Genomic DNA, 16,198 nt, shown 5'->3' on the forward strand with positions numbered 1-16,198 from the left:
GTGTCCTTCTCCTTAACCTAACATCAAAGCCAGACGCGCAGCGACTTCGCTTTGCGCCAGCGTTTCTTGTTCACCACTGCGCAGGTCTTTCACCACTACCTGCTGCGCCGCCACTTCGCTCTCACCCAGGATCAGCGCGATGCGCGCGCCCCATTTGTCCGCACGGGTGATCTGCTTTTTGAAGTTGCCGCCGCCGTAATTGGTCATCAGCTTCAGCTGCGGCGCCGCGTCGCGCACCTGTTCAGCCAGCTGCATCGCCGCGCTCTGGGTGCCCGCGCCGGAAGAGATGACGTACACGTCGATAGCCGACGGCGCCTTGAATTCCGGGTTAACCGCCTGCACCAGCAGCACCAGACGCTCGAGGCCCATGGCGAAACCGACCGCCGGGGTGGCGCGGCCACCCAGTTGCTCGACCAGGCCGTCGTAACGGCCGCCCGCACAGACGGTGCCCTGCGCGCCCAGGCTGGTGGTCACCCACTCAAACACGGTGCGGTTGTAGTAATCCAGACCGCGCACCAGGCGCTCGTTAACGGTATATGGGATACCTGCCTGCGCCAAAAGTTCACACAGACCGGCGAAGTGAGCACGGGATTCTTCGTCCAGGTACTCGGACAGGCGCGGCGCGTCGTTCAGCAACGCCTGCACCTCAGGATTCTTGGAGTCCAGCACCCGCAGCGGGTTGCTGTACATGCGGCGTTTGCAGTCTTCGTCCAGCACCTCGACGTGCTGCTCGAGGAACGCCACCAGCGCGTCGCGGTAGTTGGCGCGCGCCTCCAGCGAACCGATGGAGTTCAGCTCCAGCTTGACGTGCTCGGCGATGCCCAGCGCTTTCCACCAGCGGGCGGTCAGCAGGATCAGCTCGGCGTCGATGTCCGGGCCTTGCAGGCCGAACACTTCCGCGCCCAGCTGATGGAACTGGCGATAGCGGCCCTTCTGCGGGCGCTCGTAGCGGAACATCGGGCCGATGTACCACAGACGCTGTTCCTGATTGTACAGCAGACCATGCTCGATGCCGGCGCGCACGCAGCCAGCCGTCCCTTCCGGACGCAGCGTCAGGCTTTCGCCGTTGCGGTCTTCGAAGGTATACATCTCTTTTTCCACGACGTCGGTCACTTCGCCGATCGCGCGTTTGAATAGCGGGGTCTGCTCTACAATCGGCAACCGGATTTCGCTGTAACCGTAGCTGCCCAGCACCTGCTTGAGGGTGCCTTCAATACGCTGCCATAATGCCGTTTCTTCCGGCAGGTAGTCGTTCATGCCGCGAATGGCTTGAATGTTCTTTGCCACGTGAGTTCTCTGTCCGTTGTCTGTAAAAATGAACCCGATTATAGGGACTTTGCCGCCCGGTATTCAACGCGGATGCGGTTTTCTGCCCTTCAGGTTCATAAACAAGCGGGCCAACAGGCCCGCCGTGTAGCGATAACGCTTATTTTTCCAGCAGGTTGACCGTGATACGGTTGCTTTCGTCCATCATCGCGGCCTTGGCGCGAATTTTCGCTTCCAGCTGGTCGATCATCTGTTCGTTGTCGAAACGCTCTTTCTGGCGCACGCCGTCTTCATAGAAGCCGCTCTTCTTGTGGCCGCCGGTTACGCCCATGGTGGACACCAGCGCTTCGCCCGGGCCGTTCACCACGCAGCCGATGATCGAAACGTCCATCGGCGTGATGATGTCTTCCAGGCGCTGCTCCAGCGCGTTCACCGTGCCGATCACGTCGAACTCCTGACGCGAGCAGGTCGGGCAGGCGATGAAGTTGATGCCGCGCGCGCGGATGCGCAGCGACTTCAGGATGTCGAAACCGACCTTCACCTCTTCGACCGGATCCGCCGCCAGCGAGATGCGCAGGGTATCGCCGATGCCTTCAGACAGCAGCATGCCCAGGCCGATGGCCGATTTGACCGAACCGCTGCGCGCGCCGCCGGCTTCGGTGATGCCCAGGTGCAGCGGCTGATCGATGCGCGACGCCAGCAAGCGGTAGGATTGCACCGCCAGGAACACGTCCGACGCCTTGACGCTGACCTTAAACTGGTCGAAGTTGAGGCGATCGAGGATGTCCACGTGGCGCATGGCGGATTCCAGCAGCGCTTCCGGCGTAGGTTCGCCGTACTTTTCCTGCAGGTCTTTTTCCAGCGAGCCGCCGTTGACGCCGATGCGGATCGGGATGTTCTTGTCGCGGGCGCAGTCCACCACCGAGCGAATGCGCGATTCGTTGCCGATGTTGCCCGGGTTGATGCGCAGGCAGTCTACGCCATATTCGGCCACCTGCAGTGCGATGCGATAATCGAAGTGGATATCGGCGACCAGCGGCACGTTGACCTGCTGCTTGATCAGTTTGAACGCCTCGGCGGCGTCCATGGTAGGAACCGAAACGCGGACGATGTCGACGCCCACGCGCTCCAGCGCTTTGATCTGATTAACCGTTGCTTCAACATCGGTGGTACGGGTGTTGGTCATCGACTGCACGGCAATCGGCGCGCCATCACCAATAGGCACCTTGCCGACGTAAATGCGTGTAGATTTTCGACGGTTGATGGGCGCTTGGTTATGCATTACTTACTCTCCATTGCTGCTCTGACATCACGACCGCTGCCGCGCGATTACTGCGCGGCGACGGTCAGGCGAGCAACACGGTTTGACTTAACGAACCGGCTTAAATCAACCGGTTTACCCTGATACTGGATCTGTACTGCCGCCGGCGCGCCGATGGTCAGTTTATACGGCGCAGTGCCGGCCAGGTTCAGCTTGCCGCCTTGCTTCTGGGTGCCGCTGAACAGCGTTTTACCGCTCGCGTCGGTCACCTGCAGCCAGCAGTCGGCGGAGAAATCCATCACCAGCGCGTTCGGATCGGCCGCCGGCGCAGCCACGCCCGCATCGGCGGTCGGCAACGGCGCTTGTGCCGCCGGCGCGGTTTCCGGCAGGGTGGTCTGGCTTGGCGACACCACGGCAGGCTGCTGCTGAGCCGCGCTCGGCGCCTGAGCCGCTGCGCCGGTATCAGCCGGCGCGGCGCTGTTGTCGGTCAACGGCACGTTGGTGCCGGCGTCGGCATTGCCGTCGGTCAGCGGCACGGACTGCCCTTCGTTATTCTGTGAAAGCTGCGCCGAGGATTGATCGGCCATTGTGGCGATCTCTTCCTGCTGCGCCTTGTGGTTTTGCCACCACCAGGCGCCGGTCAGGCCGATCACCACGAACACGATAAGCCAGGTGAAGCTCATCAGCCAGCCGTCGCGTTTCTTGCGACGCTTGCCCAGCGAGAAACTTTGCATCGGCGCCACTTTCGCCATCTTCAACGGAGCCTGCTTGGCCAGCATCGGCAGCAGTTCGTCTTCCGGCAGATGCACCAGCTTGGCGTAGGAACGGATGTAGCCGCGCACGAAGGTGGACGCGAGGTCAGCGGACACGCTGTCTTCCTCGATATCGCGCACGGTGGACATTTTGAGACACAGGCGTTCTGCAACGGTCTGTTGGCTCAGCCCGAGTTGCTCACGGGCCTGACGCAGGCGCTGGCCCGTCGTCATGGATACGGTTTTATCTTGGGAGGCTTCAGTATTCATTAGCTAAGAACTGCTGGTACTGTTTGGATTGTGGAAAACTTCGCGCTAGCTGCTTGCCATAGCGTTGAACGCTATCCTGGCGGCCGGCTAACGCGGCGAAACGAATCTGTAACCATAAGCTGCTGGCGCTGGCCGGCAGAACATGCTGATAAACATCCAATAAAAGTTGCGACTGGGCGCGCTTCCCTTCTCCAAATTGCTTTTCGGCCTCCGCCAGCAGCGGAGCACCTTTGTCCGGATCGACCTTCAGCGCGCGGCTCAACAGCGTGCGCGCTTCGTCGTTTTGTCCGGCCTTGAGAAAACAGTAACCTGCGTTTTCCAGGCTGTCGGCGACCTGGCCATAATCGGGCGCCAGCGCCGCAGCGCTAAACTGCTGTTGCGCCGGTACATACTGCCCTAAACCGCAAAGAAACGCACCGTAATTATTCAGTACGGTGCCATTGCCCGGCGCAAGTTTGAGCGCTTGCCGATAACGCTGTTCGGCCTCGGCGTTTTCACCGCTGCGCTGCGCGTAGAGCGCCATGCCCAACTGCGTGCGGTAATCCTGCGGGGCCGCGTCCAGCGCCTTTTCCAGGTTCTGGCGCGCGGCGTTCATGTCGCCTTGCTGCAGGTACTCCAGACCCAGCTGCAACCGCGTTTGGCCCGCCTCAGAGACCTGTGCTTCCTTTTCCGGCGCTGAACCGGAACACCCGGCCAACAACCCGGCCGCCAGCCACATACCCCACAGTTTCAGCTTCATGCCCGCATTCATTTCCTTATCGGCCGTCAGCTAACGCCCGCCAGCGACACGCTTTCGCATAACAGGCTGTTAGATAACAAAAAATGGTGCTATAGGATTCAGACCGCCCGTACGTTGATAGGTTCCCCGGCCATTTTCTTCTTCAGGGTACGCTTGGTACGGTCGATCACTTCACCCGCCAGTTGCCCGCAGGCGGCGTCGATATCGTCACCACGGGTTTTACGAACAATAGTCGTAAAGCCGTATTCCATCAACACCTTGGAGAAACGATCCACCCGGCTGTTGGAGCTGCGGCCGTACGGAGCGCCCGGGAACGGGTTCCATGGGATCAGGTTGATCTTGCACGGCGTGTCTTTCAGCACTTCCGCCAGCTGATGCGCGTCGTCGGTGCTGTCGTTGATATGATCCAGCATCACGTACTCGACGGTAACGCGGCCCTGGTTGGCGTTGGATTTCTCCAGGTAGCGACGCACCGCGGACAGGAAGGTCTCGATGTTGTACTTGCGGTTGATCGGCACGATCTCATCGCGGATGGTGTCGTTCGGTGCGTGCAGCGAAATGGCCAGCGCCACGTCGATCATGTCGCCCAGCTTGTCCAGCGCCGGCACCACGCCGGAGGTAGACAGGGTCACGCGGCGTTTGGACAGGCCAAAGCCGAAATCGTCCAGCATGATTTCCATCGCCGGCACCACGTTGTTCAGGTTGAGCAGCGGCTCGCCCATGCCCATCATCACCACGTTGGTGATCGGGCGTTGGCCGGTCACCTTCAGCGCGCCGATGATCTTCGCCGCGCGCCACACCTGGCCGATGATTTCCGACACGCGCAGGTTGCGGTTGAAGCCCTGCTGCGCCGTCGAACAGAATTTGCACTCCAGCGCGCAGCCTACCTGCGAGGAGACGCACAGCGTCGCGCGGTCGGCTTCCGGGATATACACGGTTTCGACCTGCTGATCGCCCACCTTGATCGCCCACTTGATGGTGCCGTCGGCCGAACGCTGTTCTTCCGCCACTTCCGGCGCGCGGATTTCCGCTACGCGCTGCAGCTTGCCGCGCAGGACTTTGTTGATGTCGGTCATCTGCTCGAAATCGTCGCAGCAGTAGTGGTAAATCCACTTCATCACCTGATCGGCGCGGAACGGTTTTTCGCCCATTTCGGCGAAGAACTCGCGCATTTGCTGGCGGTTCAGATCCAGCAGGTTGATTTTGGCCGCAGCCGGTTGCTCCACGTTAACGGAGGGGGTAGTCAGCGAATTATTTTCAGACACGGTGTGCTCGGACGTGATGGGTTCTAACATAATGATCTCTGGCCTCGTTATTACACGTTATGGCGCTAAAGAATGGAAAGTAAGTTGTGCATTTCAGCCCGCGAGATTCGGGTGGCGGCACTAAAAACACGCCCCTGACAAGTCGTCTTATCAGGGGCGCGGCATTGTACAAATTTTAGTAGCGGGTTTCTATGGCTGAAAGGCATTCAGGGCATTTTTATTGTTTCAGCCGGTGAATGCCTGGCTATCAGCTCAGAAACGGCACGATTAACGTGCGCAGATTTCGCTTTCGTTGAAGAAGTAAGCGATTTCACGCTGTGCGGATTCAACGGAGTCGGAACCGTGAACGGCGTTAGCGGTGAAGCTGTCCGCGTAGTCGGCGCGAAGGGTGCCGGCCAGTGCGTTGTCCGGGTTGGTTGCGCCCATGATGTCGCGGTTGCGCTGCACGGCGTTTTCAGATTCCAGAACCTGCACCATGATTGGGCCGGAGGTCATGAACTCTACCAGACCGTCGAAGAATGGGCGGCCTTTGTGCTCAGCGTAGAAGCCTTCAGCTTGCTCGCGAGTCAGACGCAGCATTTTAGCGGCGATGATTTTGAAACCGGCGCGCTCGAAACGCGCGTAGATAGCGCCGATGTCGTTGTTGGCTACAGCGTTTGGTTTAACGATGGAAAAGGTACGTTCTACGGTCATGATGGCCTCTGTATGACTTCCAAAACAGGCCGGTCTGCAATGTTGCCGGCCTTCTCAAGTGGCGCAGATTATATGTGCGCCGTTAACGCTTGCCTACGGGAAAATCAACATTTCATTAAAAAAATATGATCTTCATTCGCCACTTTCAGCGGCGCACCGACGTTATTGGGTCTTGTCGGTAGACGGGATCACATTGCGCAGCCAACTGCCCCAGCGGCGCTGATAAAACGGCTGCGTATGGGCGATCAGGTAGTGGCTGATGCCCCGCTCTTTCTCCGATACCAGGCAGAAATCCACCGGTTCGTCATTCGGCGCCGTTTCGCTGGCGACGCTGCCGGCCTCGTTGATCAACGCCTCGATCTCCGCCGGCTCGGCATCCACTTCCAGCCCGATCAGCAGATTCGGCTTCTCGTCCGCCGCCTGGTCGTGCATCAGCGCCAGAAACGCGCGGCGCACCGGCTTGCGCTGGCTGAACAGCGTGGTCAGCGCATCCACCATCGCCGACGGATACTCTTCGGGCTGCCCCAGCAGGATTTGGGTCTCTTTGTCGACGTAGTGCTCCACCGGTTTGACGACGCCGCCGGTCGCCAGCAGCATCGCCACCTCTTCCGGGTAGAACTCTTTGCCGTATTCCGCCTTCGGGTTGAGGAACAGATCCGCGCCCTGGGTGATTTCAAACAGCACCCGCGCCGGCATGGCGATGAACGGCTGTTCGTCCTCAACGGCCTTCTGCAGCGCTTCCAGCGAAGTGAAGAACGGAATGATGCTGCCGCCGTCCTGTTTTTCCCAATGCTGGATATTGACCGGCGTATCCGCGTTCAGCGTGATGTCGCCATCCTGCTGCACCTGCTCGCTGTCGCCGAGGATCAGCACCGTGGCGTCGAGCAGTTCACGGAAGAACGCCGGGCGATGGGCCGGCTCCGTCACCGCCAGCTTCAGCAGGCGTTCAAGTTCGTTCTCGCTCGGGGCGGCATCGTGATGATGGGCACTCATGGCAAACTCCAGGGATCAAAGAGCGAGGCCCAGCATGCTGGGCCCCGAAGATAATGCGCATTCTAGCGCCCGACGCGGCGGGCGTTCAATTATTTGGCTTTGCTCAGCAACAGATTGGCCAGGGTGCGCACGCCCAGCCCGGTCGCGCCGGCCGACCACTGATCCACCGCGCCTTTGCGGTAGGTGGCGGAACAGTCGATGTGTAACCAGCCTTGCTGGTAGTTCTTGACGAAGTGCGACAGGAAGGCCGCCGCGGTGCTGGCGCCGGCGGTATAGGCCGGGCCGGCCACGTTGTTCAGCTCGGCGAAGTTGGACGGCAGCTGGCTGCGGTGGAACTCGGCCAGCGGCAGACGCCAGAACGGCTCTTGCTCGGCGGCGGCGCTGCTCAGCAGCTCCTGCGCCAGCGCGTCGTCGAAGCTGAACAGCGCGTGATAGTCGTTGCCTACCGCCATTTTCGCCGCGCCGGTCAGGGTGGCGCAGTCGATAATCAGCTGCGGGTTCTGCTCAGAAGCGTCGATCAGGCCGTCGGCCAGCACCAGGCGCCCTTCCGCATCGGTGTTCATCACCTCAACGGTTTTGCCGTTGCGGTAGCGAATGATGTCGCCCAGTTTGAAGGCGTTGCCGCTGACCATGTTGTCGGCGCAGCACAGGTACAGCTTCACGCGCTGCTTCAGGCCGCGCGCCGCCGCCAGCGCCAGGGCGCCGGTGATGGTGGCCGCGCCGCCCATGTCGGATTTCATCGAATCCATGAAGGCGCTTTGCTTCAGGCTGTAGCCGCCGCTGTCGAAGGTGATGCCCTTGCCGACCAGGCATGCGAACACCGGCGCATCCGGGTTGCCGGTCGGGTTGAAGTCCAATGCCAGCAGCACCGGCGGGCGCTCGGAGCCGCGGCCGACGGTGTGGATGCCGGCATAGTTCTGCTCGCGCAGATCTTCGCCCTTGGTGATGCGGTAGCTGACGGCATCGCAGCCGACGTCGCACATCAGATCGACGGCGCGGGTCGCCAGTTGCTCCGGCCCCAGCTCTTCCGCCGGCATGTTGATGGTGTCGCGCACCCAGTCGACGATCTTCAGGCGCTTATCCAGTTCCTGACGCGCGGCTTCCGGCAGCTCGGCCCATTCGACGTTGCGCTGCCCTTTCGGCCCGCGGTAGCCCTGCCAAAACGCCCAGCTGTTTTCCAAATCCCAACCGTCGCCGGCCAGCTTGACGTTTTTGATGCCCTGGCCATCAATTTTGCGGCCCGCGCGCTGGATCGCGCCCAGCTTGTCGGCGCCGGTCAGGTGAATGGTCATCCCTTCGCCGTTGGTGCTCAGCAGCGCTTTTTCGCCCCAGCGGGCGTCGGCAGGTTGTTGCGACAGCGTGACCTGCATGAATTCTGTTGTCATAGCCTTCTTACTCCGGATTATTCTTTTATTAATCTTGTCGGATACAAAATAAACGGGCCGCCCATGGCAGCCCGTTACGCTATTTACTCCGCTTCATCTAACCAGACCAGCAGGATCGCTTCCAGTATTTTTTCGTTGGAAGCCTGCGGATCGTCATCGAACTCTTCCAGATCGCAGATCCACTGATGCATGTCGGTAAAACGCACGGTTTTCGGATCGGTATCCGGGTATTGGTCGTACAGGGCTTCGCCGATTTCACGGCTGTCGGTCCACTTCAGTCCCATTATGATCTCCGGGTTGACGCTGCGGCTAACAATTAATGCTCACGCGCGTGGTTGACGGTGTAGCGCGGCATTTCGACCACCAGATCTTCGTCGGCGACCAGCGCCTGGCAGCTCAGACGGCTTTCCGGCTCCAGCCCCCACGCTTTGTCCAGCATGTCGTCTTCCAGCTCGCTGCTCTCTTCCAGCGAATCGAAGCCTTCACGCACGATGCAGTGGCAGGTGGTGCAGGCACAGGATTTCTCGCAGGCGTGCTCGATTTCAATGCCGTTGCGCAGCGCAACGTTGAGGATCGACTCCCCTTTTTCGGCTTCCAGAACCGCCCCTTCCGGGCAAAGATCTTGATGGGGCAGGAAAACAATTTTAGGCATGGTTAAACCTCATCCACAGAATGGCCAGCCAGCGCGCGGCGAATGGAAGCGTCCATGCGGCGCGCGGCAAAATCTTGCGTTTGTGCATCTAATGTTTTGATGGCGTCTTCGATAGCGGCGGGATCTTCACCCTGCGCCGCCTGCTGCAACGCCTGGGTCGCGGCGGCGATCGCCTGGCTTTCCGCCTCGCTCAGCAGCGCGGCGTCGGTGGCCAGCGCGCCCTGCAGGCTTTCCAGCACCCGCGCAGCTTCCACGCGTTGCTCCGCCAGCTTGCGCGCGCCCACGTCGCTTTGCGCGTTGGCCATCGAGTCTTTGATCATGCCGGCGATTTCGCTGTCCGACAGGCCGTACGACGGCTTGACCTGGATCGACGCTTCAACGCCGGTGGATTTCTCCATCGCGGTGACGCTCAGCAGGCCGTCGGCATCCACTTGGAAGGTGACGCGAATGTGCGCGCCCCCGGCAGGCAGCGGCGGCAGGCCGCGCAGCGTAAAGCGCGCCAGCGAACGGCAATCCTGCACCAGCTCGCGCTCGCCCTGCAGCACGTGGATCATCATCGCGCTCTGGCCGTCTTTAAAGGTGGTGAACTCCTGCGCGCGCGCCACCGGGATAGTGGTGTTGCGCGGGATCACTTTCTCCACCAGGCCGCCCATGGTTTCTAGGCCCAGCGACAGCGGGATCACGTCCAGCAGCAGCATATCGCTGTCCGGCTTGTTGCCCACCAGGATGTCGGCCTGGATCGCGGCGCCGATGGCGACCACTTTATCCGGATCGATCGACGTCAGCGGCGTGCGACCGAAGAAGGCGCCCACCTGCTCACGCACCAACGGCACGCGGGTGGAACCGCCGACCATCACCACTTCCAGCACCTCGTCGGCGGCGACGCCGGCGTCTTTCAGCGCCCGGCGGCAGGCCATCAGCGTGCGTTTCACCAACGGGGCGATCAGCGCTTCAAACTGGGCGCGAGACACCTCGCCCTGCCAGCCGGCCACCTCGACGCGCACGCTGTCGGCATCGCTCAACGCGATTTTGGCGGCGATGGCGGCATCCAGCAGTTGGCGCTGCACACCGTGATCGCTGCGATCGGCCACGCCGGCCTGCTCACGCAGCCAGTCGGCCAACAGATGATCGAAGTCGTCGCCGCCCAGCGCGGAATCGCCGCCGGTGGCCAGCACTTCGAACACGCCGCGGCTGAGGCGCAGAATGGAGATATCAAAGGTGCCGCCGCCCAGATCGTAAACCGCGATCACCCCTTCCTGGCCGGAATCCAGCCCATAGGCGATCGCCGCCGCGGTCGGTTCGTTCAACAGGCGCAGAACGTGCAAGCCGGCCAGACGCGCTGCGTCTTTGGTGCCCTGGCGCTGCGCGTCGTCGAAGTAAGCGGGAACGGTGATCACCACGCCGTCCAGCTCGCCTTCCAGCGCCGCTTGCGCGCGCGCGGACAGGGCCCGCAGGATATCGGCGGAGACGCCGACCGGATTAACCGGGCCGGCGGCGGTGACGATCAGCGGCAGGCCGTTGTCGCTGGCCTGAAATTGATACGGCAGGTTCGGGTAACGCTGCTGCACGTCCGCCAACGAGCGGCCCATCATGCGTTTGATGGAGCTGACGGTATTGGCCGGATCCTGCGCCGCCTGTTGGCGCGCCTCCCAGCCGACGCGCTGCGCGTCCGCCTGATAATGCACCACCGAAGGCAGCAAATGGCGCCCCTGTTCGTCGGCCAGCGTTTCCGCCTGCCCGCTGCGCACCGTGGCGACCAACGAGTTGGTGGTGCCTAAGTCGATGCCGGCGGCCAAGCGTCGCTGGTGCGGCGCGGCGCTGAGGCCAGGCTCACTAATTTGTAATAAGGCCATGTTGAAGCTTCCACAATCAGAATCAGAAGGTGTTACTCAAAACCCAGCAGTTTTTCTTCGAGTTGTTCAACCTGTTGCTGGAGTTTGTCCAAAAAGCGCAGCTTGCGCACGGTGTCGGCGGCGTCCGCCCACTGCTCACTGTCCAACTGCTGCAGCATCAGCGCGCTGCGCTGTTTGATGGAGACGGCCAGCCGCGCGCCGAAATCGGCCAGCAGGCTTTCCGCCTCCGGCTTGCGCTCAATGGCGTCGAGCTCTTCGCGCAGTTCCAGCTGTTCCATCAGGAACGCGGTGTCGCGCATCGTATGCTGTTCGTTGCCCAGATCGAAGCCGTGCAAAGATAGCATATACTCCGCGCGTTTTAACGGGTGCTTCAGCGCCTGGTAGGCTTCGTTGATGGTCGCCGCCTGCTGCAACGCCATCAGGCGTTCGCGCTCCGGCTGGTTGGCGAAACGATCGGGGTGGAATTGGCGCTGCAGATCCTGGAAGCGGGACGCAAGCAGGCTGCCGTCCACGGTGTAGCGAACTGGCAGCCCGAATAAAGTAAAGTAATCCATAGCGTGCTCTGGGCGTTAGCGGATGAAGTTCCCCCGCCGAAACGGGGGAGCACGATGGACTGTCAGACGTTGAAACTCTCGCCGCAGCCGCACTCGCTTGAGACGTTCGGGTTGTTGAACTTGAAGCCTTCGTTCAGGCCTTCCTTAACGAAATCAAGCTCGGTGCCGTCAAGGTAGACCAGGCTCTTGCCGTCGATGATCACCTTGATGCCTTTGTCTTCAAACACGATGTCGTCATCGTTGGCTTCGTCAACAAATTCCAGCACGTACGCCATCCCGGAGCAGCCGGAAGTTCGCACTCCCAGACGCAGGCCGAGACCTTTGCCGCGGTTCGTCAAAAACGCCTGAACACGCTGCGCAGCGCTGTCGCTCATGGTAATAGACATCACAACCTCACACTTCACATCAAAGCCCGGCGCGGCCGGGCCGACTCAGACAAATTACTTGGCGCTATGCTTGCTCTTATAGTCGGCAATCGCTGCTTTGATGGCGTCTTCAGCCAGGATCGAGCAGTGAATTTTGACCGGCGGCAATTCCAGCTCTTCGGCGATCTGGGTGTTTTTGATCGCTTCAGCCTGATCGAGCGACTTGCCTTTCATCCATTCGGTCACCAGCGAGCTGGAGGCGATGGCGGAACCGCAGCCGTAAGTTTTAAAGCGCGCGTCTTCGATGATGCCTTCATCGTTAACCTTGATTTGCAGCTTCATCACGTCGCCGCAAGCCGGCGCCCCTACCATGCCGCTGCCGACGGTAGGATCTTCGTTGTCGAAAGAACCCACGTTGCGCGGGTTTTCATAATGATCGATTACTTTTTCGCTGTAAGCCATGACCTTGCTCCTGAAACCTGAGAATTAATGATGCGCCCATTCGATGCTGTTGATGTCCACGCCCTGCTTGAACATTTCCCACAGCGGGGACAGATCGCGCAGACGGCCGATGGATTTACGCACCAGTTGAATGGTGTAGTCGATCTCTTCTTCCGTGGTGAAACGCCCCAAGGAGAAACGGATCGAGCTGTGCGCCAATTCATCGCTCATGCCCAGCGCGCGCAGCACGTAGGACGGCTCGAGGCTGGCGGAGGTACAGGCTGAACCGGAAGAAACGGCCAGGTCTTTCAGCGCCATGATCAGCGACTCGCCTTCAACGTAGTTGAAGCTGACGTTCAGGATGTTCGGTGCGCCGTGCTCCAGATCGCCGTTCAGATACACTTCTTCCATATCTTTCACGCCGTTCCACAGACGATCGCGCAGGGTGCGCAGACGCGCCATCTCTTCGGTCATCTCTTCTTTGGCGATGCGGTAAGCTTCGCCCATGCCGACGATCTGGTGGACAGGCAGGGTGCCGGAACGCATGCCGCGCTCGTGACCGCCGCCGTGTACCTGCGCTTCGATGCGGATGCGCGGCTTGCGACGCACGTACAGCGCGCCGATGCCTTTCGGGCCATAGATTTTGTGGCCGGAGAACGACATCAGGTCGACTTTCAGCTTGCTCAGATCGATAGGCAGTTTGCCCACGCTCTGGGTAGCGTCAACGTGGTAGATGATACCGCGCGCGCGGCACATTTCGCCGATCGCTTCGATGTCCTGCACCACGCCGATTTCGTTGTTGACGTGCATGATGGAGACCAGAATGGTGTCATCGCGCATCGCCGCTTCGAGATCCTGCAGGCTGATGATGCCGTTGCTCTGCGGCGCCAGGTAGGTCACTTCAAACCCTTCGCGCTCCAGCTGACGGCAGGTGTCGAGCACGGCTTTGTGTTCGGTTTTGCTGGTGATGATGTGCTTGCCTTTTTTCTGGTAGAAATTGGCAGCGCCTTTGATCGCCAGGTTGTCGGATTCGGTCGCCCCGGAGGTGAAGACGATTTCGCGCGGATCAGCGCCCACCAGTTCGGCGATTTGGTTACGGGCGATATCTACCGCCTCTTCCGCCTGCCAACCGAAACGGTGGGAACGGGAAGCCGGGTTGCCGAAAGTGCCGTCCAGGGTCAAAAACTGCATCATCTTCTCAGCAACGCGCGGGTCAACCGGCGTCGTTGCTGAGTAATCCAGATAAATCGGTAATTTCATTGCTCTTGTGCTCCGTACATCACTTCCAAAAACTAAAATAATTTCGCCAGCTGCTTATGCGCGCAGATTAACGTTGATAGTTTCTTGCGGACGGCCGTTGGCCGTGCGGCGCGTATCGTTGTTTTGACGATCCGCCACCACCAGCACTTCCTGGTTGTTGACCAGTTCTGCCAGCGTAATGTTGTTCAGGAACCCGCTGATGCGCTCGCTCAGATCGCGCCACAGGGCGTGGGTCAAGCAGCGATCGCCGCCCTGACAGCCTTCTTTGCCCTGGCAACGGGTTGCATCTACCGATTCATCGACAGCAGTGATGACAGCGCCAACGGCGATCTCACCCGCGTCTTTACCCAGCAGATAACCACCGCCCGGACCGCGCACGCTGGCCACCAGGCCATTCTTGCGCAGACGGGAGAATAATTGTTCCAGATAAGAGAGCGAAATACCCTGGCGTTCGGAAATGTCCGCCAGTGGCACCGGCCCTTCCTGAGAATGCAGCGCTACGTCGAGCATAGCGGTTACGGCATAACGGCCTTTGGATGTCAGTCTCATAGCTCAATGGTTACCTGTTGGTCAAATATGGCCGAAAGTCTGACATTCCTGAGTAAAACAGTCAACTATTTAACCCAGTAATTAACTCAAGTATTAGCACGTTTTGAACTTAGCAAGAACAAAGGTATATAAAATACATGTTATAACCTTTGGATAACTAATACTATTGTCGCCCACCGTGATGCCACATCAATTAATTACCTTGATGTTTATCCTGTTTCTCGATCGACGTCAGCATGCCGCGCAGGATATTCAGCTCCTGCCCTTCCGGGCGCGCGCGGGTGAACAGCCGACGCAGACGGTTCATCACCTGGCCCGGATGCGACGGGCGAATGAAACCGGTGCGCTGCAGCGTCTGCTCCAGATGCTGATAGAAACGCTCGAGGTCGTCCACCAGCGGATACGGTGTCTCTTCCAGCTGCGGCGCGCCCGCCTGTTGGCGATCGAGGTAAGCCACGCGCACTTCGTACGCCAGGATCTGCACTGCCATCGCCAGGTTCAGCGAGCTGTAGTCCGGGTTGGCCGGAATGGCGACGTGGTAGTGGCACTTCTGCAATTCATCGTTGGTCAGCCCGACGCGTTCGCGGCCGAACACCAGCGCCACCGGCGCGTGCTCGCCCTCGTGCACCGCGCGCACGCCGCATTCGCGCGGCTCCAGCATCGGCCACGGCAGGGTGCGAGAACGTGCGCTGGTGCCCACCACCAGGCTGCAGCCGGCGATGGCGTCATCGAGGGTATCGACGATAGTGGCGTTGCCGATCACGTCGCTGGCGCCGGCGGCCAGGGCGATGGCCTGAGAATCGGGTTTGATCAGCGGATTAACCAGATAAAGGTTGGTTAAACCCATGGTTTTCATGGCTCTGGCGGTCGAGCCCATGTTGCCGGTATGTGAAGTCTCTACCAGAACAATGCGGATATTGTGCAGCATACAAACTCTGAGCGTGGCGGAAAATCGCAGCATCTTAACACAGCCGTAGGCAATTTGCCGAACAGCTGCTATACTTCGCGCCGTTTCCTGTTCTTTAACATCCTAGTTGGAAGATACCCATGCATCCGATGCTGACTATCGCCGTGCGCGCTGCGCGCAAGGCCGGTAACCTGATTGCCAAAAACTACGAAACCCCGGACGCTGTAGAAGCGAGCCAGAAAGGGACCAATGACTTCGTCACCAACGTCGATCGCGATGCAGAGCATCTGATCATCGACGTCATCCGCAAGTCTTATCCGCAACACAGCATCGTGAGCGAAGAACGCGGTGAGCTGATCGGCGAAGATCGCGATGTGCAATGGGTGATCGATCCACTGGATGGCACTGCAAACTTCATCAAACGCTTCCCTCATTTCTCCGTTTCCATCGCCGTACGTATCAAAGGCCGTACTGAAGTGGCCGTGGTTTACGATCCGATGCGCAACGAACTGTTCACCGCCACGCGCGGCCAGGGCGCACAGCTCAACGGTTACCGTCTGCGCGGCACCAACGCCAAAGATCTGGATGGCACCATCCTGGCGACCGGCTTCCCGTTCAAAGTCAAACAGCACGCCACGCCTTACATCAACATCGTCGGCAAACTGTTCACCCAGTGCGCGGACTTCCGCCGCACCGGTTCCGCTGCGCTGGATCTGGCCTATGTCGCCGCCGGCCGCGTAGACGGTTTCTTCGAAATCGGCCTGAAGCCGTGGGACTTCGCCGCAGGCGAACTGCTGGTGCGTGAAGCCGGCGGCCTGGTCACCGACTTCGTCGGCGGCCACAACCACTTCAGCTCCGGCAACGTGGTCGCAGGCAACCCGCGCGTGGTGAAAGCCATGCTGGCCACCATGCGTGAAGAACTGAGCGAAGCGCTGAAGCGTTAATCGCCAGAAGCGAATCGAAAAAAAGCGCTGCCGATGCAGCGCTTTTTTT

18 protein-coding genes are annotated in these 16,198 nt (G+C 60.1%); 1 reads left to right on the top strand and 17 read right to left on the bottom strand.

Annotated elements, in window-relative coordinates; all coding sequences use genetic code 11:
* Positions 1–12: 12 nt before the first annotated feature.
* The 17 genes from hisS to trmJ form a co-directional block, all read right to left on the bottom strand.
* Positions 13–1,287 (bottom strand): histidine--tRNA ligase, encoded by a 1,275-nt coding sequence (gene hisS, locus ACJ8IJ_RS06545; protein WP_025159556.1) that lies wholly within the window; start codon positions 1,285–1,287, stop codon positions 13–15.
* A 139-nt stretch (positions 1,288–1,426) separates the two neighbouring features.
* Positions 1,427–2,548 carry a flavodoxin-dependent (E)-4-hydroxy-3-methylbut-2-enyl-diphosphate synthase gene (gene ispG, locus ACJ8IJ_RS06550; RefSeq protein ID WP_016929756.1) on the bottom strand — a complete coding sequence of 374 codons (1,122 nt, stop codon included), beginning with the start codon at positions 2,546–2,548 and terminating at the stop codon, positions 1,427–1,429.
* A gap of 47 nt (positions 2,549–2,595) precedes the next feature.
* A complete protein-coding gene (gene rodZ, locus ACJ8IJ_RS06555; RefSeq protein ID WP_131165062.1) occupies positions 2,596–3,549 on the bottom strand; it encodes a cytoskeleton protein RodZ in 954 nt (317 codons plus the stop codon).
* Complete coding sequence (gene pilW, locus ACJ8IJ_RS06560) at positions 3,539–4,288, bottom strand: type IV pilus biogenesis/stability protein PilW (protein ID WP_004941430.1); 750 nt, start codon at positions 4,286–4,288, stop codon at positions 3,539–3,541. The genes rodZ and pilW overlap by 11 nt, the downstream gene beginning before the upstream one ends.
* 98 nt (positions 4,289–4,386) lie before the next feature.
* Positions 4,387–5,583: a bifunctional tRNA (adenosine(37)-C2)-methyltransferase TrmG/ribosomal RNA large subunit methyltransferase RlmN gene (locus ACJ8IJ_RS06565; RefSeq protein ID WP_004941426.1), complete on the bottom strand. Its 1,197-nt coding sequence runs from the start codon at positions 5,581–5,583 to the stop codon at positions 4,387–4,389.
* A 237-nt stretch (positions 5,584–5,820) separates the two neighbouring features.
* The gene (gene ndk / locus ACJ8IJ_RS06570) at positions 5,821–6,246 is read right to left on the bottom strand and encodes a nucleoside-diphosphate kinase (RefSeq protein WP_004941424.1); all 426 of its coding nucleotides are present in this window, start codon (positions 6,244–6,246) and stop codon (positions 5,821–5,823) included.
* Between the two features lie 162 nt (positions 6,247–6,408).
* Positions 6,409–7,239, bottom strand: a complete 831-nt coding sequence (gene sseB / locus ACJ8IJ_RS06575) for an enhanced serine sensitivity protein SseB (RefSeq protein ID WP_004941422.1) — start codon at positions 7,237–7,239, stop codon at positions 6,409–6,411.
* An 89-nt stretch (positions 7,240–7,328) separates the two neighbouring features.
* Positions 7,329–8,624, bottom strand: a complete 1,296-nt coding sequence (pepB, locus tag ACJ8IJ_RS06580) for an aminopeptidase PepB (RefSeq protein WP_442518371.1) — start codon at positions 8,622–8,624, stop codon at positions 7,329–7,331.
* An 83-nt stretch (positions 8,625–8,707) separates the two neighbouring features.
* The gene (gene iscX / locus ACJ8IJ_RS06585) at positions 8,708–8,908 is read right to left on the bottom strand and encodes a Fe-S cluster assembly protein IscX (RefSeq protein WP_006327336.1); all 201 of its coding nucleotides are present in this window, start codon (positions 8,906–8,908) and stop codon (positions 8,708–8,710) included.
* A gap of 32 nt (positions 8,909–8,940) precedes the next feature.
* Positions 8,941–9,276 carry an ISC system 2Fe-2S type ferredoxin gene (gene fdx / locus ACJ8IJ_RS06590; RefSeq protein ID WP_004941417.1) on the bottom strand — a complete coding sequence of 112 codons (336 nt, stop codon included), beginning with the start codon at positions 9,274–9,276 and terminating at the stop codon, positions 8,941–8,943.
* A 2-nt stretch (positions 9,277–9,278) separates the two neighbouring features.
* The gene (hscA, locus tag ACJ8IJ_RS06595) at positions 9,279–11,129 is read right to left on the bottom strand and encodes a Fe-S protein assembly chaperone HscA (protein WP_131165063.1); all 1,851 of its coding nucleotides are present in this window, start codon (positions 11,127–11,129) and stop codon (positions 9,279–9,281) included.
* A gap of 32 nt (positions 11,130–11,161) precedes the next feature.
* On the bottom strand, positions 11,162–11,683 hold the full coding sequence (hscB, locus tag ACJ8IJ_RS06600; RefSeq protein WP_004941412.1) for a co-chaperone HscB: 522 nt from the start codon (positions 11,681–11,683) through the stop codon (positions 11,162–11,164).
* 62 nt (positions 11,684–11,745) lie between these two features.
* Positions 11,746–12,069: an iron-sulfur cluster assembly protein IscA gene (iscA, locus tag ACJ8IJ_RS06605; RefSeq protein ID WP_004941410.1), complete on the bottom strand. Its 324-nt coding sequence runs from the start codon at positions 12,067–12,069 to the stop codon at positions 11,746–11,748.
* A 54-nt stretch (positions 12,070–12,123) separates the two neighbouring features.
* On the bottom strand, positions 12,124–12,510 hold the full coding sequence (iscU, locus tag ACJ8IJ_RS06610) for a Fe-S cluster assembly scaffold IscU (protein WP_004941408.1): 387 nt from the start codon (positions 12,508–12,510) through the stop codon (positions 12,124–12,126).
* Positions 12,511–12,534: 24 nt separating this feature from the next.
* On the bottom strand, positions 12,535–13,749 hold the full coding sequence (gene iscS, locus ACJ8IJ_RS06615) for a cysteine desulfurase (protein WP_015378780.1): 1,215 nt from the start codon (positions 13,747–13,749) through the stop codon (positions 12,535–12,537).
* A 54-nt stretch (positions 13,750–13,803) separates the two neighbouring features.
* Positions 13,804–14,298 carry a Fe-S cluster assembly transcriptional regulator IscR gene (gene iscR / locus ACJ8IJ_RS06620; protein WP_004941404.1) on the bottom strand — a complete coding sequence of 165 codons (495 nt, stop codon included), beginning with the start codon at positions 14,296–14,298 and terminating at the stop codon, positions 13,804–13,806.
* 193 nt (positions 14,299–14,491) lie between these two features.
* Positions 14,492–15,226 carry a tRNA (cytosine(32)/uridine(32)-2'-O)-methyltransferase TrmJ gene (gene trmJ / locus ACJ8IJ_RS06625; protein ID WP_015378781.1) on the bottom strand — a complete coding sequence of 245 codons (735 nt, stop codon included), beginning with the start codon at positions 15,224–15,226 and terminating at the stop codon, positions 14,492–14,494.
* 119 nt (positions 15,227–15,345) lie between these two features.
* On the opposite strand from trmJ, the gene suhB reads away from it, so the two are divergent.
* On the top strand, positions 15,346–16,149 hold the full coding sequence (suhB, locus tag ACJ8IJ_RS06630; protein WP_004941400.1) for an inositol-1-monophosphatase: 804 nt from the start codon (positions 15,346–15,348) through the stop codon (positions 16,147–16,149).
* Positions 16,150–16,198: the final 49 nt, after the last annotated feature.

The sequence above is a fragment of the Serratia sp. CY40230 genome (assembly GCF_052168835.1).
GTDB lineage: Bacteria > Pseudomonadota > Gammaproteobacteria > Enterobacterales > Enterobacteriaceae > Serratia > Serratia nematodiphila.